Origin of the sequence: Plantactinospora sp. GCM10030261 (genome assembly GCF_042666615.1) — a bacterium.
Lineage (GTDB): Bacteria > Actinomycetota > Actinomycetes > Mycobacteriales > Micromonosporaceae > KBS50.
The window spans coordinates 1-20,966 of the sequence record NZ_JBHTDD010000031.1; the positions used below are offsets into that span (position 1 = coordinate 1).

The 20,966-nt window shown below is 72.5% G+C and carries 21 protein-coding genes; 13 read left to right on the forward strand and 8 right to left on the reverse strand.

From position 1 onward, the window contains the following. Positions 1-36: 36 nt before the first annotated feature. Entirely contained in the window at positions 37-2,328 is a 2,292-nt protein-coding gene (locus ACFQUZ_RS27225; RefSeq protein WP_377447231.1) for an ATP-binding cassette domain-containing protein, read from the reverse strand. A gap of 62 nt (positions 2,329-2,390) precedes the next feature. Between ACFQUZ_RS27225 and ACFQUZ_RS27230 the strand changes: the two genes are divergently transcribed. The 5 genes from ACFQUZ_RS27230 (at position 2,391) to mshC (ending at position 6,770) form a co-directional block, all read left to right on the forward strand. Next, positions 2,391-3,116, forward strand: coding sequence for a helix-turn-helix transcriptional regulator (locus tag ACFQUZ_RS27230; RefSeq protein WP_377447232.1), 726 nt, complete (start codon positions 2,391-2,393; stop codon positions 3,114-3,116). Between the two features lie 89 nt (positions 3,117-3,205). Next, positions 3,206-3,931, forward strand: coding sequence for a histidine phosphatase family protein (locus tag ACFQUZ_RS27235; RefSeq protein ID WP_377447350.1), 726 nt, complete (start codon positions 3,206-3,208; stop codon positions 3,929-3,931). A 64-nt stretch (positions 3,932-3,995) separates the two neighbouring features. Next, entirely contained in the window at positions 3,996-4,589 is a 594-nt protein-coding gene (locus ACFQUZ_RS27240) for a DUF3090 domain-containing protein (RefSeq protein ID WP_377447234.1), read from the forward strand. Then, on the forward strand, positions 4,586-5,404 hold the full coding sequence (locus ACFQUZ_RS27245; protein ID WP_377447236.1) for an SCO1664 family protein: 819 nt from the start codon (positions 4,586-4,588) through the stop codon (positions 5,402-5,404). Before ACFQUZ_RS27240 ends, ACFQUZ_RS27245 begins: the two co-directional genes overlap by 4 nt. Positions 5,405-5,531: 127 nt before the next feature. Beyond that, positions 5,532-6,770 (forward strand): cysteine--1-D-myo-inosityl 2-amino-2-deoxy-alpha-D-glucopyranoside ligase, encoded by a 1,239-nt coding sequence (gene mshC / locus ACFQUZ_RS27250; RefSeq protein WP_377447238.1) that lies wholly within the window; start codon positions 5,532-5,534, stop codon positions 6,768-6,770. A 192-nt stretch (positions 6,771-6,962) separates the two neighbouring features. Here mshC and ACFQUZ_RS27255 read toward each other — a convergent pair whose 3' ends face one another. After that, complete coding sequence (locus tag ACFQUZ_RS27255; protein WP_377447240.1) at positions 6,963-7,754, reverse strand: GntR family transcriptional regulator; 792 nt, start codon at positions 7,752-7,754, stop codon at positions 6,963-6,965. Between the two features lie 88 nt (positions 7,755-7,842). Here ACFQUZ_RS27255 and ACFQUZ_RS27260 point away from each other — a divergent pair, with 88 nt between their 5' ends. After that, entirely contained in the window at positions 7,843-8,883 is a 1,041-nt protein-coding gene (locus tag ACFQUZ_RS27260; protein ID WP_377447242.1) for an aldo/keto reductase family protein, read from the forward strand. Between the two features lie 9 nt (positions 8,884-8,892). Here the strand turns inward: ACFQUZ_RS27260 and ACFQUZ_RS27265 are convergent, their stop codons facing one another. Beyond that, positions 8,893-9,762 (reverse strand): PAC2 family protein, encoded by an 870-nt coding sequence (locus ACFQUZ_RS27265; protein WP_377447244.1) that lies wholly within the window; start codon positions 9,760-9,762, stop codon positions 8,893-8,895. Positions 9,763-10,146: 384 nt separating this feature from the next. Here ACFQUZ_RS27265 and ACFQUZ_RS27270 point away from each other — a divergent pair, with 384 nt between their 5' ends. Together ACFQUZ_RS27270 and ACFQUZ_RS27275 are read left to right on the forward strand one after the other, a co-directional pair. Then, a complete protein-coding gene (locus ACFQUZ_RS27270; protein WP_377447246.1) occupies positions 10,147-10,425 on the forward strand; it encodes a hypothetical protein in 279 nt (92 codons plus the stop codon). A 104-nt stretch (positions 10,426-10,529) separates the two neighbouring features. Beyond that, positions 10,530-11,360 (forward strand): hypothetical protein, encoded by an 831-nt coding sequence (locus ACFQUZ_RS27275; protein ID WP_377447247.1) that lies wholly within the window; start codon positions 10,530-10,532, stop codon positions 11,358-11,360. Here the strand turns inward: ACFQUZ_RS27275 and ACFQUZ_RS27280 are convergent. Next, positions 11,342-11,920: a hypothetical protein gene (locus tag ACFQUZ_RS27280; protein WP_377447249.1), complete on the reverse strand. Its 579-nt coding sequence runs from the start codon at positions 11,918-11,920 to the stop codon at positions 11,342-11,344. The genes ACFQUZ_RS27275 and ACFQUZ_RS27280 overlap by 19 nt on opposite strands. Positions 11,921-12,119: 199 nt before the next feature. On the opposite strand from ACFQUZ_RS27280, the gene ACFQUZ_RS27285 reads away from it, so the two are divergent. Beyond that, the gene (locus ACFQUZ_RS27285) at positions 12,120-13,364 is read left to right on the forward strand and encodes a hypothetical protein (RefSeq protein WP_377447251.1); all 1,245 of its coding nucleotides are present in this window, start codon (positions 12,120-12,122) and stop codon (positions 13,362-13,364) included. Here the strand turns inward: ACFQUZ_RS27285 and ACFQUZ_RS27290 are convergent. Further along, positions 13,327-13,863 (reverse strand): GNAT family N-acetyltransferase, encoded by a 537-nt coding sequence (locus ACFQUZ_RS27290; protein ID WP_377447252.1) that lies wholly within the window; start codon positions 13,861-13,863, stop codon positions 13,327-13,329. The genes ACFQUZ_RS27285 and ACFQUZ_RS27290 overlap by 38 nt on opposite strands. 53 nt (positions 13,864-13,916) lie before the next feature. On the opposite strand from ACFQUZ_RS27290, the gene ACFQUZ_RS27295 reads away from it, so the two are divergent. Further along, positions 13,917-14,699 carry an endonuclease/exonuclease/phosphatase family protein gene (locus ACFQUZ_RS27295; protein WP_377447254.1) on the forward strand — a complete coding sequence of 261 codons (783 nt, stop codon included), beginning with the start codon at positions 13,917-13,919 and terminating at the stop codon, positions 14,697-14,699. A gap of 67 nt (positions 14,700-14,766) precedes the next feature. On the opposite strand, the gene ACFQUZ_RS27300 is transcribed toward ACFQUZ_RS27295, so the two are convergent. Together ACFQUZ_RS27300 and hpt are read right to left on the reverse strand one after the other, a co-directional pair. Next, complete coding sequence (locus ACFQUZ_RS27300; RefSeq protein ID WP_377447256.1) at positions 14,767-16,278, reverse strand: LLM class flavin-dependent oxidoreductase; 1,512 nt, start codon at positions 16,276-16,278, stop codon at positions 14,767-14,769. A 34-nt stretch (positions 16,279-16,312) separates the two neighbouring features. Then, positions 16,313-16,879 (reverse strand): hypoxanthine phosphoribosyltransferase, encoded by a 567-nt coding sequence (hpt, locus tag ACFQUZ_RS27305; RefSeq protein ID WP_377447258.1) that lies wholly within the window; start codon positions 16,877-16,879, stop codon positions 16,313-16,315. Between the two features lie 178 nt (positions 16,880-17,057). Between hpt and ACFQUZ_RS27310 the strand changes: the two genes are divergently transcribed. After that, positions 17,058-18,080 carry a GNAT family N-acetyltransferase gene (locus ACFQUZ_RS27310; RefSeq protein WP_377447260.1) on the forward strand — a complete coding sequence of 341 codons (1,023 nt, stop codon included), beginning with the start codon at positions 17,058-17,060 and terminating at the stop codon, positions 18,078-18,080. Between the two features lie 8 nt (positions 18,081-18,088). Here the strand turns inward: ACFQUZ_RS27310 and ACFQUZ_RS27315 are convergent, their stop codons facing one another. Further along, positions 18,089-19,408: a hypothetical protein gene (locus tag ACFQUZ_RS27315; protein ID WP_377447262.1), complete on the reverse strand. Its 1,320-nt coding sequence runs from the start codon at positions 19,406-19,408 to the stop codon at positions 18,089-18,091. Between the two features lie 141 nt (positions 19,409-19,549). Between ACFQUZ_RS27315 and ACFQUZ_RS27320 the strand changes: the two genes are divergently transcribed. Both ACFQUZ_RS27320 and ACFQUZ_RS27325 read left to right on the forward strand, forming a co-directional pair. Next, positions 19,550-19,918 (forward strand): hypothetical protein, encoded by a 369-nt coding sequence (locus ACFQUZ_RS27320; RefSeq protein WP_377447263.1) that lies wholly within the window; start codon positions 19,550-19,552, stop codon positions 19,916-19,918. A gap of 172 nt (positions 19,919-20,090) precedes the next feature. After that, positions 20,091-20,831 (forward strand): neutral zinc metallopeptidase, encoded by a 741-nt coding sequence (locus ACFQUZ_RS27325; RefSeq protein WP_377447265.1) that lies wholly within the window; start codon positions 20,091-20,093, stop codon positions 20,829-20,831. Positions 20,832-20,966 lie beyond the last annotated feature (135 nt).

Below are 20,966 nucleotides of genomic sequence, written 5' to 3' on the forward strand. Positions count from 1 at the left end.
GGGTGGGGTGGGGCGTGGGGTGGGGTGGGGGTGGGGTCAGTCGGTGGACCGTAGGATGGCGCCGGTCCGTGAGTCCGGGTGCCGGGCGAGTTCCTCCGGGGTGCCCTCGAAGACGATCCGGCCGCCGTGCCGGCCCGGACCCGGGCCGAGGTCCACGACGTGGTCGGCGCGCCGGATCACATCGAGGTTGTGCTCGACGACGACGACGCTCCGGCCGGCCCCGATGAGCTCGTCCAGCGCCCCGAGCAGCACGTCGATGTCGGTCAGGTGCAGGCCCGTGGTGGGCTCGTCGAGGACGTACAGGTCGCCGGGGGTGCCCTCGGCGAGTTCCTTGGCGATCTTGACGCGTTGGCCTTCGCCACCGGACAGCGTGCTGAACGGCTGGCCGAGCCGGAGATAGCCGAGACCGACGGCGCTGAGCTGGCGGAGCGCGCGGTGGATGACCTTGTCGTCCCGCCAGGCCATGGCCTCGTCGATGGTGAGGTCGTCGACATCGGCGATGCTGAGCCCGGCGACCCGGTAGCCGAGCACCTCGGGCCGGAACCGCCGCCCGCCACAGGCGGCGCAGGTGACCTCCTGGGTGTCCAGGAAGGCGAGATCGGTGCGGATGACCCCGAGCCCGCCGCACTCGGGGCAGCCGCCCGCGGAGTTGGCGCTGAACAGCTTCGCGCTCACCTCGTGCGCGTCGGCGAAGATCCGCCGGACGGCGGCGGCGATGCCGGCGTAGGTCATCGGGGTGGACCGCCGGCCGGTACCGACCGGCCGCTGGTCGATGATGGTGGCGTGGTGCCGGTCCACGATCTCGGCGGCCAGGCTGGACTTGCCCGACCCGGCGACGCCGGTCAGGACGGTGAGTACGCCGGTGGGGATGTCGACCCGCACGTCCCGCAGGTTGTTCCTGGTCGCCCCGGCCACGGTCCGCGAGCCGGTGGGGCGGCGCCGGCTCCCGGCGGGGCGGGACCGGGTCCGGCGCAGGGCCCGGCCGGTGGGCGTGTCGGCCCGCCGGAGGTCGTCCCAGGTGCCCCGGAATACGAGTCGGCCGCCGGCGCCACCGGCACTGGGTCCGAGTTCGACGATCTGGTCGGCGGCCCGCATCACGTCGGGGTCGTGCTCGACCACGAGTACGGTGTTGCCGTCGTCGCGCAGCCGGCGCAGCATGTCGATCATCGCGGTGACGTCGGTCGGATGCAGGCCGACGGTGGGCTCGTCGAAGACGTACAGCATCTCGGTGAGGCTGCTGCCCAGGTGCCGGACGGTCTTGACGCGTTGCGACTCGCCGCCGGACAGGGTCGTCGTGGCCCGGCTCAGGCTGAGGTAGCCCAGGCCGATCCGGGTCAGGGCGTCCAGCCGGTCGCGCAGGCCCGACAGGACGGGCGCGACGGCCGCGGACCGGACCCCGGCGATCAGGTCGGCCAGATCGCTGATCTCCATTCGGGTCAGTTCGCCGATGGTGTGCCCGTCGACGGTGGCCGTCCGGGCCGCCTCGTTGAGCCGGTCGCCGTGGCAGTCGGGGCACGCCGCGGACCGGGTGAACCGGTCCAGCGCCTGCTGCTTGCGTTCCGAGAGGTTGTCCGACGTGCGCAGGTGGATCCGTTCGAACCGCTCGACGATGCCTTCGTAGTCCTTCGGTGGTCGCGTGCCGAGCCGGGCCGCGGCCGCGCCGCCGTACAGCAGCGCCCGGCGTTCGTCCTCGGACCACTCCCGCAACGGCGTGTCGGCGTCGAAGGAGCCGATGTCGGCGTACTTCCCGTACCAGTAGCGGCCCGCGCCGAAGCCGGGCAGCAGGATCGCCCCGTCGGCCAGTGACCGGTCCAGGTCGAGGAAGCGGTCGACCGCGCTCACCAGCGTCTCACCCAGGCCCGAGCAGGTGGGGCACATGCCGGCCGGATCGTTGAACGAGAAGTGGTTGGCCTCGCCGACGTGCGGCTCACTCAGCCGGGAGAACAGTAACCGCAGGTAGGCGTACGTGTCGGTGATGGTTCCGACCGTCGACCGCGCGTTGCCCCCGATCCGGCGCTGGTCGACCACCACGACCGGGGAGAGCCCGCTGATGTGGTCCACCTCCGGCCGGCGCCACCGGGGCAGTCGGTTGCGCAGGAACGGGGGGTAGGTCTCGGTCAACTGGTGCCCCGCCTCGGCCGCGACGGTGTCGAACACCAGCGACGACTTGCCGGACCCGGACACCCCGACGAACACCACGAGGGCGCCGCGGGGCAGCTCGATGTCCACCCCGTCGAGGTTGTTGGTCCGGGCGCCCCGGATCCGGATCAGCCGGTGGGCCGCCGGGCGCTCGCTGGGCATCGACGCGGTGACTCGTTCGGGTGCCATGTGGTCGACACTAGGATCAGATGTGGTCGGATTCTGACCGCGTCTGCTGGAGAATGGGCGGCATGGCCGATGTCACCCGGCGCATGCTCGCCCTCCTGGCGGTCCTCCAGAGCGGCCGGAGTTTCCCCGGCGACGAACTGGCCCGCCGGCTCGACGTGAGCCCGCGGACGCTGCGCCGCGACGTCGAGCGGCTGCGGTCGTACGGCTACCCGGTGACCACCCAGCCGGGGCCCGGCGGTTACTACCGGCTGTCGGCCGGTAGCCGGCTTCCGCCGTTGCTGCTCGACGACGACGAGGCGGTCGCGACGTTGGTCGGGCTGGCTGCCCTGGCGGCGACCACGGCGCCGGACGGACCCGCCGGGCTGGACATCGCCGCGCGCACCGCGTACGACAAGATCGATCAGCTGCTGCCCCCGGCGTTGCGGCCCAAGGTCCGCGCGCTGCGGGGCACGCTGGAGGCCGCCCCGCAGGTGGGAGCGCCCGCGGAGCCGCGGGTGCTCACCGAACTCGCCACGGCGAGTCAGCGGCACGAGATCGTCACGTTCGACTACCGCACGGTGCGCGGTGTCACCGGTCGCCGCGAGGTCGAGCCGTACCGTCAGGTGCTGCGCCGCCTGCGCTGGTACCTGTTCGGCTGGGACCGCGACCGCGCCGACTGGCGGGTGTTCCGCACCGACCGGGTGGTCGACCTGCGCCGCACCGGCCGGTTCTTCGCCCCGCGGCCGCTACCCACCGACTCCGCGCAGGCCTACCTGCGCGACGTGATGGGAGCGCCCGATCCTGCGTGATCTTGCATTTTCGGTGTCGCGAAACACGGATGGAAGGCACGTAACAACCACCCGAAGTGCAAGATCGCGGGAGGGATGGTCCGCGTAGGCTGGTGACCGTGGCGACCCTCCTGCTTCTGCGACACGGCCGAACGACCGCCAACGCCGACGGCGGCCTCGCCGGACGGCAACCGGTCGAACTCGACGACACCGGCCGGACCCAGGCCCTCGCCGTCGGCGCCCGGCTCGCGGGCCTGCCGCTGGCGGCCGTGGTGACCAGCCCGCTGGTGCGGTGCCGGCAGACCCTGGCGCTGGCCCTGCCGGCGGCGACCCCGATCGAGGAGGACGGTCTCGTCGAGTGCGGGTACGGCGCATGGGAGGGGCAGCCGCTCAAGACCCTGGCGAAGGATCCACTCTGGCCGGTGGTGCAGCAGCACCCGAGCGCCGCGGTCTTCCCCGGTGGCGAGGCGATGGCGGCGATGGCGACCCGGGCGGTCGGGGCGGTCCGGGCCTGGGACGCCAAGCTGACCGCCGAACACGGGCCCGAGGCGATCTGGTTGGCGTGCAGCCACGGAGACGTGATCAAGGCCATCGTCGCGGACGCCCTGGGCATGCACCTCGACCTGTTCCAGCGGATCACCGCCGACCCCGCATCGGTGACCGCGATCCGCTACACCACCACCCGACCGTTCCTGCTCCGGCTCAACGACACCGGCGGTGACCTGGGCAATCTCGTCGTACCGAAGAAGACCCGGCGGCGGCGGTCCCGGGTCACCGACTCGGACGCGCCGGTCGGCGGGGGCGGCGGCAGCGCGGAGCCGGGCGCCGACCGGTGAACCGGTCGACCGATCCCCGAGGTGCGTCGCGCGGTCGCGCGGCGCTCCGGATAGGGTTTGACGCATGACCCACCAGGTACACGCCTTCGAACCGCCTGAGCGGTTCGTCGCTGGGACCGTGGGTCCGCCGGGGGAACGGACGTTCTTCCTGCAGGCCCGCGGCGGTGGCCGCGTGGTCAGCGTGGCCCTGGAGAAGGTCCAGGTTTCCCTGCTGGCCGAGAAGCTGGAGGAACTGCTCACCGAGGCGAACCGACGGTTCGGTGTGCAACTCCCCGAACCGCCCACCGCGACGAACGACAACGAGCCGCTGGACACCCCGGTCGACGAGGAGTTCCGGGTCGGCACGCTCGGCCTGGCCTTCGACGTCGACACGGCGACCGTGGTGATCGAGGCGATCGCCGCCGGCGAGGCGGAGGCCGAGATCGAGCTGGCCGGGGCCGAGACCGAGGTGGAGGCGGTTGCCGAGGAGGTCGTCGTCGAGGAACCGGACGACGACCTCGACCGCCTCCGGGTACGGCTGACACCACAGGCGGCGCGCGAGTTCATCGACCGGGCCCGTCGGGTGGTGGCCGCCGGCCGACCACCGTGCCCGCTGTGCGGTCAGCCGTTGGACCCCGCGGGCCACCTCTGCCCGCGGCACAACGGCTACCACCGGTGACAACGTCGGACCTGCGGCCGGTGCTTGACGAGGAGACCGCGTTACGACTGCTCCGCAACGGTGCCTTCGAGATCGAAGGTCGGCTGGTCGACGCCTCCAACACCACCCTGCGGGGCATCCTGACCCTGGACGGGCTCACCGCGCGCTGCGTCTACAAGCCGGTGGCGGGGGAGCGACCGCTGTGGGACTTCCCGGACGGCACCCTCGCCGGCCGGGAGGTGAGCGCCTACCTGGTGTCCCGGGCGACCGGCTGGGACCTGGTGCCGCCCACCGTGCTGCGGGACGGGCCGCTCGGTCCGGGAGCGTGCCAGCTCTGGATCGAGGAGCCGGACGACGCCGAGCCGCTTGTCGGCTTCGTGCCCGCCGCCAGCCTGCCGCCCCGGTGGTTCCGGGTCGCCTCGGCACGAGACGAGGACGGTACGCCGTACGCGCTGGCGCACGCCGACGATCCGCGGCTGGCCCGGTTGGCGGTGCTGGACGCGGTGATCAACAACGCCGACCGCAAGGGCGGTCACGTGCTGGTCGGCCCGGACGACCGGATCTACGGGGTGGACCACGGGGTCAGCTTCCACGTCGAGGACAAGCTGCGTACCGTGCTGTGGGGTTGGGCCCGGCGTCCGCTGCCGCCGGACGCGGTGGAGATGCTGACCGGTCTCGCGGCGGCACTGCCCGGCGAGCTGGGCGACGAACTGGCTGAGCATCTGACGCTGGCCGAGCTGACCGCACTGTCCGGCCGGGTGGACCGGCTGCTGGCCGGCGACCGTTTCCCGCTGCCGTCCGAGGACTGGCCGGCGGTGCCCTGGCCGCCCGTCTGACGCGCACGGCGTGTCGCGGTGTGCCGCGCCGGGCTTCGCGGCCCTGGGTTCGCGCCAGATTTGTCGCGCCGATCACTTCGCGGTCGGCACCCCGGAGGGTCCCTGAGCGCTCGCTAGGCTGACAGGCATGGAATCTTGGGCGGGGCACGAGGTGCCCGGGCTGCCGGGGTCCGGCCAGCCGTTGGCGTTGTTCGACTCGGCGCGCCGCGCCGTCCATCCGGCAACTCCGGCGGGAGCGGCGACGATGTACGTCTGCGGGATCACCCCGTACGACGCGACCCACCTTGGACACGCTGCCACCATGATCACCTTCGACCTGGTGCAGCGGGTGTGGCGGGACAACGGCCACCCGGTGCTGTACGTGCAGAACGTCACCGACATCGACGATCCCCTCCTGGAGCGGGCCCAGCGCGACGGCGAGGACTGGGTGGTGCTCGCCATGCGGGAGACGGCCCTGTTCCGGGAGGACATGGAGGCGCTGCGGATCATGCCGCCGGCGCACTACGTCGGCGCGGTCGAGTCGATCCCGGACATCGCCGAGAAGGTGCAGGTGCTGCTCAAGGACGGTGCCGCGTACCGGGTTGAGGACGGCACCGGGGATGTCTACTTCGACGTGGCGGCCGCGCCCCGATTCGGTCACGAGTCCAACCTGTCCCGCGAGCAGATGCTTGCCTTCTCCGCCGAGCGGGGCGGTGACCCCGAGCGGGCCGGCAAGCGCGACCCGCTGGACCCGCTGCTCTGGCGCGGTGCCCGGGCGGACGAGCCGTCCTGGCCCGGCGGCGACCTGGGACCCGGTCGGCCGGGTTGGCACATCGAGTGCGCCGCGATCGCCCTCAACCTGCTCGGTCCCACCATCGACGTGCAGGGCGGCGGGAACGACCTGCTATTCCCGCACCACGAATGCTCGGCCGCGCACGCCGAGCGGCTGACCGGGGTGACGCCGTTCGCTCGGCACTACGTGCACGCCGGGATGATCGGACTGGACGGCGAGAAGATGTCGAAGTCCAAGGGCAACCTGGTCTTCGTCTCCCGGCTGCGCGCGGACAAGGTGGACTCGATGGCCGTCCGGCTGGGGCTGCTCGCCGGCCACTACCGGTCCGACCGGTCGTGGACCGACGCGGTGCTCGCCACCGCGACGGCCCGGTTGGGTCGGTGGCGGGCGGCGGCCGCGGCCCCCGCCGGGCCGTCCGCCGTCGAACTGCTGGCCCGGGTACGCGGCCGGCTCGCCGACGATCTGGACACCCCCGGGGTGCTGGAGTTGGTGGACGGCTGGGCGGACGCCACACTCGCCGGCTCGGGGACCGACGCCGAGGCGCCGGCGCTGATGGCGCGGACCGTCGACGCGCTGCTCGGCATCCGGCTCTGACCCGCCGCGCGCCGCGCGCCCCGGGCGTCGCACCACGCGTCCCGCCGCGGGTCGCCCGCATGAGCGCGATCATGACCCGTGACGGGATCACCGCCGGCCTGGCGTACGAGAGAATCCGCCGGGAGGTGGGGTCAGCCTGCCGAGCCGACTTACGGCCGTGTCCAACGACGTCCAGGCCCACCTGCGGCACGGTCAGCCGAGCACCAGACCGGGGTCGGGGTCGGCCTCGGGGGCCGGCGCGGGGATCCGGTATTCCTCGGTGAGCGTCGTCATCGGACCGGGCCAGGTGGCCTGGGACACCTCGATCGGCTTGCCGGCCTGATCTCGGGCCACGTGCAGCAGGTGCAGCACCGGGGTGTCCGGCCGGATCTGGAGCAGTTCGGCCTCCTCCCGGCTGGGCTGCCGGGCGCTGATCTGGTCGGAGGCGGAGACGTACCGCCGGCCGATCTCCTCCTCGGCCTCCTGGTAGAGCGGGCGGCCGAACGCCTCGGCCCGCTCCAGGGAGGTGCCCGCCGCGTCGGTGACCCGGAACCAGGCGGCCCCGATCTCCACGGGGGCGTCCTCGGTGCGGACCAGGTGCCGGCGGACCAGCAGTTCGGTGCCGTCGGACACGCCGAACGCGTCGGCCACCTCCGGTGGCGCGGGCGCCCGGCCGACCTCGGTCAACTGCTGCCGGTACCGGGCCGCGAGGTCGGCGTGGTAGCCGCGGAAGCCGCCGTACCGGCCGCGGGACAGCCGGTTCAGCCGGCGCCGGGTGCCCCGGACGTACGTACCGGAGCCGGGTTTGGTGATCAGCACGCCCTCGACCCGCAACTGGTCGATGGCGCGCTGGACGGTCTGCTTCGCCACCCCGAACATCTCGGCGATGGCCGGGATGGACGGGAGCCGTTCACCAGCGGCCCAGTCGCCCTGCCTGATCCGGGCCCGCAGTTGAGCGGCGATCTGCCGATGCGGGAACTCGGCGGCCCCGGGATTGATCTGCATGCGTCCTCCCACCCATAACAGCTAGGTTCCTAGGATGCCCTACGGAGGGTGGCGTGTCCCGTACCGACACGCCGTAAAATGGATCTTCATGGAGCATCGCCAACTTGGCCGTAGCGGCCTCATGATCAGCGAGATCACGTACGGAAACTGGCTCACCCATGGCGAGTCGGTCGCCCGGGAAGCGGCCCTGGCCTGCGTCCGGGCGGCGGTCGACGCCGGCATCACCACATTCGACACCGCAGACGTCTACGCAATGGGGGCCGCCGAGGAACTGCTCGGCGAAGCCCTGCGCGGGGTACGGCGGGAGTCGGTGGAGATCGCGACCAAGGTGTGCCTGCCGATCGGAACCGGACCCAACGACCGCGGCCTGTCCCGCAAGCACATCATGGAGTCCTGCCACGCCTCGCTGCGTCGACTCGACACCGACTATGTCGACCTTTACCAGGCACACCGCTTCGACGGGAACACCCCGTTGGAGGAAACGCTCATCGCCTTCGACGACCTGGTACGCCAGGGCAAGGTGTTGTACCTGGGCGTGTCGGAGTGGACCGCCGCACAGTTGCGGAAGGCGCTGGATCTCGCCGACGAACTCGGACTGCGCTCTCGCATCGTGGCCAACCAGCCGCAGTACAACATGCTCTGGCGAGTGGTCGAACCCGAGGTGGTGCCGCTCTGCGTGGCCGAGGGGATCGGCCAGATCGCCTTCCAGCCGTTGGCGCAGGGCGTACTGACCGGCAAGTACCTGCCGGGACAACGACCGCCGGCCGACTCCCGGGCCGCCCGCGACGGTCGATCCCCGATGTTCATCCGGCGGGTGCTCGGCGACGAGCTGCTGCACCGGGTGAGTGAGCTGCGCCCGGTGGCCGAGGCGGCCGGCCTGTCGATGGCCCAACTGGCGATCGCGTGGACGCTGAACCGCCCGGGGGTCAGCTCGGCGTTGATCGGCGCGTCCCGGCCCGAGCAGGTGACGGAGAACGTCCGCGCGGCCGGCGTACGGCTGCCCGATGAGGCGCTGGCCCGGATCGACGACGTTCTCGGCGACCTGGTCGACACCGACCCCGCCAAGACCGCGCAGATGATGGCCGTCAAGCCGGAGTGGAAGGCCGCCGAGCCGGCCCCGACCGGCTGAGCCGCCGGCTTACCAGGAGCCGGCCGTGGGGCCGGCGGAGCCGCCACGCCGCCGCAGGTACTTCTCGAACTCCTGGGCGATCTCGTCACCGGTGATCGGCTGGATGCCCGCGTCACCGACGCGTTCTTCCAGCTCCCGCACGTACTCACCGAGTTCGGCGTCCTGCTCGGCCGCGGCACGCACCCGCTGCTCCCACTCGGCGGCCTCCTCGGCCAGGTCGGCCATCGGCACCGGCAGGTCGAGCACCTCCTCCACCCGGTGCAGGAGCGCCTGGGTGGCCTTGGGGCAGGGCGGGTTGTTGGCGTAGTGCGGCACGTGCACCCAGAACGACAGGGCGTCCACCTCGGCCTTGGCGCTGGCGTCGTGTAGCACGCCGACGATGCCGGTCGGGCCGTCGTACCGGGTGGGGGTCAGCTGGTATCGCTCCGCGGCGTCCCGGTCGGAGGCGCTGCCGCTGATCGGCAGGGGGCGGGTGAACGGCACGTCGGCGAGCAGCGCGCCGAGCAACACGATGCGGTCGATCTCCAAGCTGTGGCACAGCTCGAGCACCTGCTCGCAGAAGGTGCGCCAGCGCATGCTCGGCTCGATGCCACGGATCAGCACCACATCCCGTTCGACCCCGGGCGGGCTGGCCACCATGAATCGCGTGGTCGGCCACTCGATCCGGCGGGTCTCCCCGTCGGACATGGTGATCACCGGCCGGCTCACCTGGAAGTCGTAGAACTCCTCCGGGTCCAGTTCGGTGATCCGCCGGGCCTGCCACACCTGCTCCAGGTGTTCGACGGCGGCGGTGGAGGCGTCGGCGGCGTCGTTCCACCCCTCGAAGGCGGCGATGGCCACGGGGGACCGGAGCACGGGCAGTCCGTCGAACTCACTCACGTCCGCCAGCCTACGTGCCAGAGCAGGTTGGGGCCCGCCGGCCGCGCCGTGGGTGGCAACCCCCGTTAACGACTTTCAGGTACGGATCGGACACAATGCGACGGCGGTCACAGTACGTGGCGCCGCCCGGTGAACGGGGTCCGCCGCGCCGGTCCGGCTCCAGCGCTGGACCAGCCCGGACCGCCCGTGGGACAGCCCCGGGAACCAGCCGGGACCAGCCAGCGGGCCAGCCCTGACACATGATCGACTCGGGGTGCGGGAGGCCGTCGGGAGAAGTGGGTTTCACCGCGCGACACCCCGCACCCCCGAGCGGATCATCACTGAGCGTTCGACCGGTCCTACTACCGTCGGGCACGCCGTCAACCGTCCCGAAGGAGAACCGGCATGACCATCACCGTCACCCGAAAGGGTCTCGCCGTCAGCCTCGCCATCGCGGTCACGCTTATCGTCGCCGGCTGTTCGAAGATCACGGAGCCGTTCAACGACGCGCCCCGGTCCAACACCACGAACAGCACCCCCGCCGATGTGATCACGTTCCCGGACGGCTTCTCCAACGCGTCGACCAAGTGCGATCACGGCAACCGGCTGTACGTGGCGTACCACGGTGACAGCCCGTACGCCGCCATCGCGGTCGTCCCCAACGACCCCTCCTGCCGGGAGTAGCCGGCGACCGGCCAGCCGGTCGCCGCCGCACTGTACGGCGACGGCCGGTGCTGCGAGAATCATCCATCAGCGGCGATGCGTGAAGCGTTGCGGGGTGATCGGCGATGACCGCCTACACCTGGATGACCGGCCTGCTCGACGTGGTGGGCAGTGGACCGGCCGGGGGTACGGTGCGTCAGTGCCCCGCGCACCGGGACGAGATCCCGTCGCTGTCGGTGCGCGGTTTCCCCGACGGAAGCCTGAGTCTCAAGTGCTTCGCCGGCTGCACCACGGCCGACATCCTGACCGCCTTGCGGTGCTCCCGCGACCGGCTCCGCGCCCCGCCGCCGGTCTCTCCCGACCGGTACGCGGCGATGGTCGGCCTGCGCCTCGACTTCCCGCCGATCCGGAGCCGTCGGGCGGGGTCACCGGCCAGCCGTGGGTTCCGGTTGGACGCGGTCCACGACTACGGTCCCGCGGTGCTCGAACGGTGGCGCCACGGCCCGTACAAGGAGTTGATCTGGGAGACCGTCCTGCCCGCCGGCGGTCGACGGCCCGGCCTGCACGGCATCGCCATCGCCCAGTTGCCGCTGTACCGCGAGTCCGAGGTGCGGATGGCTCTCGCCGCTGGCGAGCCGGTGCTGCTTGTCGAGTCGGAGTCCAGCGTGGACGCCCTGCGCGGCTGGTACGCCACCACGTGGGCCGGTGGCGCCGCCTCGGTCAACGTCGATCGGCTCGCCCGGGTCCTCGCCGGCCACCCGTCCCTGGTGGTGATCCCGGACCACGACCCGGCCGGTCTCGCCTGTCTCGCCCGGTTGCGGTCGGCCGGTCTCGCCCGGCACGTCCTGATGCCGGCGCCCGGACACGACGCCCGCGACCTCTACCACGGGCTCGGCCGGGACCGGTTCGCGGACGCGGTGCGGCGGGCCTGCACCGGTCACCGCGAGGCGGCCTGATCAGCCACGGCTGGTCGGCGGGCCGCTGTCCGGCGGCGCAGGTAGTAGGCCACCGTGACCATGGCGAGCAGCGGCGGCCAGGCGAGTTGCGGGGCGTAGGCGGCGGTCATCAGGAAGCCGGCCAGCCCGTGCGGTGCGTCCGGGTCGCCGTTGTTCTGCGGGCCGTACCACAACGCGACCGTCGGCACGGCGATCGCGGTCAGGGCGACGACCCCCAGGGTCGCCAGGGTGACCGCGAGCCAGGTGGGCACCCGCCGGCCGCCGACCCACGGCAGCCGACGGGGCAGCACCTCGCCCCACGGCCGCACCAGGCCGAGGGTGAGCAGGGCGGCGGCCTCCGCCAACACGGTCAGACCGAGGACGTACGGGGTGATCCAGCCCGGCGCGGCGTAGAGCCGGGCCAGTTCACCGCTGAAGCCGACCGGGATACCGACGCCGAGGGCGATGCGCCACAGCCCCGACGGCACCGTCAGCAGGGTCACCGTGTACGCCGCCCACCTCGCCCAGCGTGGCGTCAGGTGGGCGGTGGTGGCAGGCCAACCGGGGGTCGACGCTGGCATGGCTGCTCCTCCCATCGGACGGCTCGTCACCATGCTGTTCGGCTCCGCCCGCGTGGGCGTCCCTCCGGAGGGTGAACGCGTTCACCTGGCGGCGGGTTCCCGGCGAGGGCGGTCCCGCGGAGCGGTCAACCGGCCTCCGCTCGACGGGGTCGCCGCGTACGCTCGGGGTCTCGTGCCGTCGGGACGGGGGGTGGGGGCGATGCGCGACGGCGCCGGGTGGATGCCCCGGCGGGGGAGGCTGGCCGCGCTGGCCATCACCCTCGTCGTGACGGCGGCCCCGGGTCTGGGCATGACGGGCGGCGCCATGGCGGCGGCCTCGGATGCGGTCGCGGCGGCCCCGGGTGCGTTCGCGGCGGCTCCGGACGCCGCGTTCGCGGGCGGCGTGGCCCCGGGCGCCGCGTTCGCGGGCGGGACAGCGTCGGCGCGGGCCACGTCGCCGGCGCCGGTGTGCCAGGTGCGGGACGGCCGGCTGGTCGAGATCTCCGGGATGGCGGCCACGAAGGACGGGTACGTCGTGGTGAACGACGGCTCCGACGAGGAGTCCCGCCGGCGGATCTTCTTCCTCGGTCCGACCTGCGCGGTCACCCGGGCCGTCGGTTATCCGTCCCGGCCGTTGGACACCGAGGACCTGGCCCTCGGCCCCGACGGGACGATCTGGGTGGCCGACATCGGGGACAACGACCGGTCCCGGTCGACCGTCGCGGTGTGGAAGCTGTCCCCGGGAGCCAACAGGCCGGTGCTGTACCGACTGGCGTACCCGGATGGTCCACACGACGCTGAGGCGATGCTGCTCACCGGCGACGGTCGGCCGCTTCTCGTGACGAAGTTCTCCGGCGTGCTGTACGCGCCGCAGGCACCGTTGACCCGGGCGGGGGCGACGACACCGTTGACCCGGGTGGGGCAGGTCCGGCTGCCGGCGACCACGACCAGCAACCCGTTCTCCTTCCTGGGCCGCACGTCGATCACCGGCGCGGCCACCGCCCCCGACGGACGCCGGGTGCTGCTGCGCACCTACGCGGACGCGTTCGAGTTCGACGTCCCCGACGGCGACGTGGTCGCCGCGCTGACCGGCGGAACACCCCGGATCGTGCCACTGCCCGACGAACCGCAGGGCGAGGCGGTGACGTACAGCCGGGACGGCCGGATGATCCTGACCGTCTCGGAAGGCACCGGACAAGGTAGGACACCGACGATCCTGCGTTATCCCGTCAGCGCTCCCGAGCCGACCTCGTCCGCGCCTAGCCCGCGGGCCAGCCCAGTCGAGCCCAGCCCGCCCACGGCGGCGCCCACGCCTCCGGCCGGCGCGGACAACGCGGCCGGGCGACCCGGGGGCAGCGTCGTCCTGGCCGCCGTGCTGACCGTGGCGGGCGTCGTCCTGGTCGGCGCACTCGCCGTCGGACTCGCCCTCAGATCCGTTCGTCGCCGGAGACGTGCCGCCGGCTGAACCAGGGCCGTCCGAGTCCCTTGATCAGGAAGCGGCACGGGTCAGCCACATGGTGCGTCCCCGCGTCGTCGACGCGGTCGTACTCGTCGAGATACCGGCATCCGGCGTCGAGGTATCCGAGTCGTTCGTAGAGGACGGTGGCGCGGTCGTTGCCGTCGGCCACGCCGAGCCCGATCCGGGTGCTGCCGCGTCGGGCCAGGTGTTCGGCGTATGCGATGAGTGTTCGGCCGATGCCCTGTGACCGCAGCCGTTCCGGCCACACCTGCAGACCGTTGAGCTCCGGACAGTCGGGGAACCGCGCTCGGACCGCGGGTGCGCGTGGCCCGTCCCACAACACCTCCACCGATCCGACCGGGGTGTCACCCCGCCAGGCCACCAGAAACGTACTCGTGCCCTCCTGCTGGCGGGCGAACCGTCGGGCATGGTCCCCGGTCGGCCCGGTGGGGAGCCAGCTCTCCAGGTGGGACACTTCCTCCTCCCGGACAGCACGGATCTCCATGGCGGGCCACGATAGCGGCGCGCGGCCCGCCTGACGAGCGATCGAGGTGACAGATGCGGACTGCGACGATGAACATCTTCGGTGAGGGACCGGACTGGGAATACCGGCGAACGGTCCTGGCGGCCGGCTTCGCCGACCTGGCGCCCGACCTGGTGACCCTCCAGGAGGTGGTAGTCGACGGTGGTCGGGACCAGGCCCGGGAGATCCTCGGAGCCGGTTATCACCTGGTCCGCCAGCGGGAGGTGGGGGCTGCCAGGATGAGCGCGGTCATCGCCAGCCGCTGGCCGATCGGCCGAACGGTGGAGGTCAACCTGCACCTGACCGAGGGGTCCGCGAGCACCACGATGATCAGTGAGATCGACGCGCCGGCCCCGATCGGTCCGTTGTGGCTGGTGCACCATCTGCCGGACTGGTGGCTCGACCACGAGCACGAGCGTCAGCTTCAGGCGGTGGCCGCCGCCCGTACGGTGGCGGAGCTGGCCGCCGAGCGGTCCGGTCATGTCGTGCTCGCCGGTGATCTGAACGCGGATCCGGAGGCCGCGAGTGTGCGGTTCTGGACGGGGCACGCGGCGTTGGACGGGATGAGCGTTTGTTACCGGGACGCCTGGGTCAGCGCCCGTCCGGGCGAGCCGGGGCGGACCTTCGTTCCGGAGAACCCGTACGCCGCCGACGGGGACTGGCCGTTCCGCCGGATCGACTACGTCATGGTGCGGTGTGGCACGCACGGCGGACCGACGCTGCGGATCACCGGCTGTGAGCGGATCTTCGACCGGCCGGGCGCGGTCGCGAGCGACCACTACGGTCTGGTCGCCGACCTGGAACCACCGGGGCGGTGAGCGGCGTGAGTCGCGGCGCGGCCGGCCCACTGCGCCGCCCGCGCCACGACCGGCGTGACATTCCGGCTCAGAGCTGGCCGGGATAGAAGCCGAGCCGGCTCAGCGGTTCCACGATGGACCGTTCCTCGTACGACAGGTGGGACAACAGGGTGTCGCTGAGCAGGTCCACCGCCTTCCGCAGTTCTGTCAGGTCGCCGGGCCGTTGGGTGAGGGCGACCAGCGCACGGTCCACCTCCTCGATCACCTCGTGGATGACCACGTGTTCCTGCTGGAGTCGGTCCAGCACCGGTGCCAGGCCGGGTTCGGTGCGGCGCAGGTGTGGGAAGATCGCGCCGTCCTCCAGGCTGTGGTGCTGGGTGACGACCGCGCAGTATCGGGCGCAGAACGCGCCGAGCGTCCAGTCGTTGGACCGCAGGGCGAGCCGGTTGAGCTGACCGCGTGCCTCACCCGCCGACAACGCTCCCTGTTCGACCTGCTCCAGCAGGTCGCGGACCTGGGCCAGCTCCGCCCGCAACCCGTCGTGTACGTCGATCAGGTGTTGGCCGGCCGAGCGTCCGATTTCGGTGTAGGTGTGTCCCGCGGGGGCGGGCGGGGCCTGCGGCCGGGTGGACTCGTCCCACGGGTGGCGGTCGCTGAGGCGTACCCCGGGATCGGCCGTGGGGGAGGCGGTGTCGGGCTCGGACCGGTCGCGGTCGGCGGCGACCAGTTCGCGGACCGCGGGGGCGACCTCGGCGCCGAACCGGTCGATGGTGTCCGGGTCGTCGGTGGCCAGGATGAAACCGGAGATCCCGTGTTCCAGGGCGAGCCCGGCGAGTTCCTCGACCCACTGCGCGGGCGGCCCGGTGAGCGGACCGGAGCCGGCGGTGGTGAACTCGCCCGAGATGTTCAGCAGCCGGCGGACGGCGGTCGGATCGCGGCCGGCGGCGGACGCGGCGTCGTCGATCCGCGCGTTCAGGTCGCGCAGGTCGGCCGGGCCGCCCGGCAGGTATGACAGGCTGGGCAGCCAACCGTCGGCGACCCGCCCGACCAGGCCCAGCATGCGCGGCTTGTAGGCGCCGATCCAGACGCCGATGTCATGCGCGGGGGCCGGTCCGCGCTTGGCCCCGGCGACGCGGTAGTGCTCGCCGGCCACCCGGACTCCGCCGCGCCGGTCCGCCGCCCACACCTCGCGGATGATCCGGATCGCCTCGTCCAGCGCCTCGACGGCCTGACCGGGGGAGAGCCGGCGACCGCCGGACGCCTCGATGGCGTCCCAGAACGCGCCCGCCCCGAGGCCCAGTTCGACCCGGCCACCGCTGAGCCGGTCCAGACTCGCGGCGGCGCGGGCCAGCACGACCGGCTGGCGCAACGGCAGGTTCAGCACGTTTCCGGTGAGCCGGATCCGGTGCGTCGCCGCCGCCACGTACGACAGCAGGGTCCACGTGTCGAGGAACGCCGGCTGGTACGGGTGGTCCTGGAAGGTGACGAGGTCGAGGTCCGCCCGTTCGGCCCGCCGGGCGGTCGCGACGACTCGCGCCGGGTCGGCCGCGGCCGGGGTCTGGAAGGTGCCGAAGAGCAGATCGTGTCCGTAGTCGCTCATGGTGCCGGCAAGCGTAACGCGATCACCGTAGGAGCTACCGGGCGCTCACGGCGCCGTACACGTGCGGGGCCAGCACCGCCACGGAGCGCAGGTTTCGGTACCGCCCCGCGTAGTCCAGCCCGTAGCCGACGAGCATGCCGGACCCGGCCTCGAACCCGACGTACACGGGGATGCCGTCGAACGACGGCGCCGCCGGCTTGCGCAGCAGCGCGCACACGGCCAGCGAGGCCGGTTTCCGCCGCCTCAGGTGGTTGACCAGCCAGGCGATGGTGAGACCGCTGTCGATCACGTCGTCGACGATCACCACATGCCGGTCGGTGATCTCCAGGTCCAGGTCCTTGAGCAGGCTGACCGTGCCGGACGAGGACGTGCCGGAGCCGTACGACCGCACCGCCATCCAGCCGACCTCGACGTGCCTGTCGAACGACCGGGCGAGGTCGACCGTGAGCGTCGCGGCGCCGCCGAGCACCCCGACCAGCAGGAGGTCCCGCCCCGGATGGTCGCGTTCCAGCGCCCTGGCCAGCGCCGCCACCCGGTCGAGGATCTCCGCCTCGGTGAACAACACGTCGTCCAGGTCGTCGGCCACGTGGCTGGCGTCCACGTCGTCTCCAATCCCCCGAGAATGGTGCGATTCCCCGCTGACGGGACGATCAGCCCGACGGACGCTGGCGGGTGCGCCGACGCTACCACCGCCCGGTGACCGGAACACCCCTCGGCGCCGTCGGTCGCCCCAGCGGAAATGCGTTGCCGGCGGCGGAACCGGCTGCCAGGCTGCCGGCGTGCTCGATATCCACGATGTCGATCCGCACGACGAGGACGCGCTGCGGAACTGGTACATCGCCCTGCACGCCGGGGCGACCGCCGACCGTCCGGCCGCGCTCGTGACGGACTGGCCGACCATGCGTCGGCGGCTGCGCCGCGACGGCCCGCATCATCGCTGGCTGGCGGTCGCCGCGGTCAGCGCCGGACGCACGGTCGGTGCCCTGCTGGTCGGCCTCCCGCTCACCGAGAACCGGACCACGATCGACATCGAGATCGACGTCCCGCCGGAGCACCGGTGCCGCGGCGTCGGCACGGCGCTGTGGGGTCGGGCGGTCGAGATCGCCGCGGCGGAGCGGCGCACCGTCGCGCAGCGCGAGATCGACGTGCCGGCCGGACACACGACCCGGAGCTGGCCCGGCACCCGATTCGCCGAGCGGCTGGGATTCACCAGCAAGCACGTCGAGGACCACCTGGCCCTGCCGCTGCCGGCCGACGACGGTCTGCTCGACCGGCTCGCCGAGGCCGCCGCCGAGCGGGCCGGCGAATACCGGCTGACCCGGTGGGCCGGGCCGTGCCCCGAGGAACACCTGGCCGGGTTCAGCCGGATGCTGACAGCCATGTCCGGCGACGTGCCGTCCGGCGACCTGACCCGGGACCAGGTGGTCTGGGACGTCGAGCGGATCCGCGCCAGGGACAGCCGGCTGGCGGAGAGCTATCGGGAACTGGTCGCCGTAGCGCACGACGCCACCGGCGAGCCGGCCGGGTACAGCATCATTGACGTGCCGCACGACGACCCGGCGAACGTCCTGCAGGACGACACGTTCGTCTTCGCGGCGCACCGTGGCCACCGGCTCGGCACCGCGCTCAAGGTGGCGAACCTGCGTCAACTCGCCCGACATCGCGGGGACCGGCACCGGCTGCACACCTGGACCGCCAAGAGCAACACCGCGATGCAGGCGGTCAACGCGCGGTTCGGCTTCCGGCCGGTCGAGACGACCCACGCGTACGAGCGGACCATGCCACCCGCCGACGGCGGTTGATCGTCCGGTCAGGACAGCGGCACCTTGAAGTCCGACGTGGGCAACACGACGTTGGCCGTCTGCTGCCAGGCGCTGTAGCGGTTGGCCACCTTGCGCGGCGTCATGGTGGAGGAGCCGTCGTCGCCGTCGAAGTTCTGCGTGTCGCGCCGGCTCGGATCGACATACGACAGGATCACGTTGGTGCTCGGCGCGGTGGGCCTGCCGTCACCGTCGCGGGGCAGCACCCACCAGAAGCAGGCGTACACGGTGTTGCGGGTCCGCCGGAACACCTCGTTGCCCTCGGTCAGCACGCCGCTGAACAGGACATAGTCGTCTCCGGGCTCGCTGGCCCAGTCGGGGCCGTCCCGCACGTGCCGGACCCCGTCGCCGTCGAACGACGTCTCGGCCTGGTCGTAGCCGTCCAGCTTGGCCCGGTCGCCGCGCAGGTAGTAGAGCCGAACGGACAGCTGCACCGACGTGTAGTCCACCGGAGCCCTCAGGTGCACGATCTCGGTCAACCGGGTCTCGTCGCCGGGCGCCAACTCGGTGCCGGGTCTGAGCAGGTGACCGGCCTGGAGGAACTCCTCCCGGGCGACGTCGGTGGTGGCCGACGGGTCGCGTTCCCGGCTCAGGTCGGCGCGTAACCGGGCCGCGTCCCGACCCGGCCGGATCTCGGCCACCGTGCCCTGCACCGTGTAGGTGGCGGCGAGCAGCACCAGCGCCGTCGGCCCCACCTTCACGGTCACGGACACCGGGACCGACACGTCCGGCCGGCCGGGCGCCCGCGACGGCGTGCCGAACTCCGGCTTGACGGACACCGACGGCATCTGCGCCGCCGGCAGATAGATCTGCGAGTACGCGAAGTTCGCCACCCCGATCAGTGCGGTCACCGACAGCCCCACGGCGAACTTGCGCGGGCTCAGCACCGGTATCTCCACCCGCGCGCTCAGCAGGGTGAGCACGGTCAGCGCCAGCACGATCAGGACGATCCAGAGCACCACGGCCGGCCCGGGATCGCCGCTCCAGACCTGGGTGACCAGGAGCGTGAGACCCAGTGACAGCACCGCCAACGCGCCCACCAGCACCAACGCCGGGGAGGCGCGGAACGCCGGCCGGCGCCCGCCGGCGGACCGGGGGACCGTCGACCGGTAGAGGTCGACCGCGGCGAACGAGCCGGCCAACATGGTGACGCCGGCGACCACGATGAGCGCTCCGGTCAACCGGCCGGCGTAGGTGAGCCCGTTGCCGAGGCTGTACACGCCCAGCCAGAACGCCACCACGCTGCCGAGGCCGAGGGCGACCGTGGCGATCAGACACATCGCCCGCTGGTCCACCGTCGGCGCCCGCACCCGCCCGCCCTCCCCAACAACCGCCCGACCTGGTCCCGTCAGCGGCGAGACGGGAGGCGGCTACCCCCTCTGGCCCGCTTCACACCCGAGCGGCCGGCGGAGGGCTTCTCGCGTACCCCGCTGATGCGGCATGCTGAACCCATGGCAGAGATCGGTTCGGAACACGACCGGGGAGCGATCTTCGCCGACGCGCGCGGCGAGGACCGGGGAATGCGGATCACCCACCACCCCGAGTTGGGGATCGTGGTGGTCTCGCTGTGGCTGGGGCCCCTGTGCCGGGGCTCGTTCCGGCTGCCCGCCGACGACGTGGACCGGCTGGTGGCCGCCCTCACCGCGGGTCGGGAGGTGACCGTCCGGTCCGGTGTGACGCAGTCGGTGGACGTGGGACCGGAGCCGGCGCAGGAGCCGACGCCCGAGCAACCTGCCGGACCAGCCAAGCCCAAACCCCCCGGCACCGGGACGGTCGACCCGACCGCGATCACCGCCGCCGTGCAGGCCGTCCCGGCCTGACCCGGCACCCGTGCGGTTGCGCCCGCCGTAACCGTGGTCCCGCGGCGCGGAGGCGGTGCGTCGGAACGTCCCTCACCGGCCCGCGCCCGCTTGGACGGCAGGCGTCGAGCGGCGGAAGGTGGGGTAAGTACCGTCCGTCGACGGTGGTCGAACCGTTATCGAGGAGGTCGCCGTGTCCGCGCAGCACCGCATCGGGATCAGTCCGCGACTCGGTGCCCTGATCAGCGCGGTCGCCCTGGTCCTCGCCTGCGGTGTGGGGGTGGATCCGGACGAGCGGGGCGCGGGGGAGCCGAACGGGTCACCGCCGGCAGCCTCCGGCGAGCAGGACGGACCCGAGGGCACCGACACAGTCGAGGAGTTCGAACGCGACATCCGAGGCGCCGTCGGCCTCGCGGAGCGGTACTGGGGCGAGCGGTTCAGCCAGTCCCGGCAACGGTTCCAGCCGATTCGCCAGGTCGGGGCGTACCAGCGGGAGGGTGAGGTCGCCTGCGGCGGCCAGCCGGTGCCCCGCAACAACGCGGTCTACTGCTCGGCGGGCGACTTCATCGCCTACGACGTGAACTGGGCACTCGCCGCGTTCCGGCAGGTGGGCGACGCGTTCCTGTTCTACCTGCTGGGTCACGAGTACGCCCACGGGATCCAGACCCGGCTCGGCGTCCGCTACGACTACACCATCCAGCAGGAGTTGCAGGCCGACTGCATGGCCGGGGCCTACATCGGCGACATGGTCCGCACCGGGGACCTCTCGCTCGACGACGGAGACCTCGACGAGTTCCGCACCGGGCTGGCGGCCGTGGCCGACGACCCGGACCAGCCATGGTTCGCCGAGGGTTCGCACGGCAGCGTCGAGCAGCGCACCACGGCGTTCTTCAACGGGTACGAGGACTCGCTGGCCGCCTGCGGGCTGGGTTGACCCGGCCGGGCCGGGCTCGCCGGCGCCGGTGAGGGACGCGCCACATGTCCGGCCGGCGGCGCTTCCCGGCCGCCGTCGGGTTGACACGATCAGTCGGCGCGTCGAGCGGAGCACCCGGTCGGCCGCCTACCGGCG